This window comes from Sphingomonas sp. 2378 (assembly GCF_038084995.1).
Taxonomy (GTDB): Bacteria; Pseudomonadota; Alphaproteobacteria; order Sphingomonadales; family Sphingomonadaceae; genus Sphingomonas.
Genome location: NZ_JAXCMJ010000134.1, coordinates 1 through 405, shown reverse-complemented (window position 1 = coordinate 405; position 405 = coordinate 1). Strand labels below are relative to the sequence as shown.

The following is a 405-nucleotide window of genomic DNA, read 5'->3' as shown; positions in this document are numbered from 1 at the left end:
TGGGGATGAGCGAGCGGCGGGCATGCACGGTCGTTGGGGCAGACCGCACGAGCATGCGGTATCGCTCGTGCCGGGCGGATGATGGCGACCTGCGGTCGCGGCTGCGCGAGCTGGCGCAGCAACGCCGACGGTTCGGCTATCGGCGTCTGCACATCCTGCTGCGCCGGGACGGCATCACGATCAACCGCAAGAAGACCCAGCGGCTCTATCGTGAGGAGGGTTTGACGGTCAGGCGCCGGAAGGGACGAAGGCGCGCCACAGGCAGCCGTGCGCCCGCGTCAGTGCTGGCGCTTCCCAACCAGCGCTGGAGTCTGGACTTCGTCCACGACCAGCTCGTGACCGGCCGTCGGTTCCGCGTGCTCAACATCGTCGATGACGTCACGCGCGAATGCCTTCGGGCGGTGG

Annotated in this window: 1 protein-coding gene; it reads left to right on the top strand. The window is 68.4% G+C overall.

What is annotated here, in order from left to right; all coding sequences use genetic code 11:
- Positions 1-405: IS3 family transposase (locus SM191_RS19630; RefSeq protein WP_341507669.1), on the top strand; the 405-nt coding region annotated here is incomplete at both ends.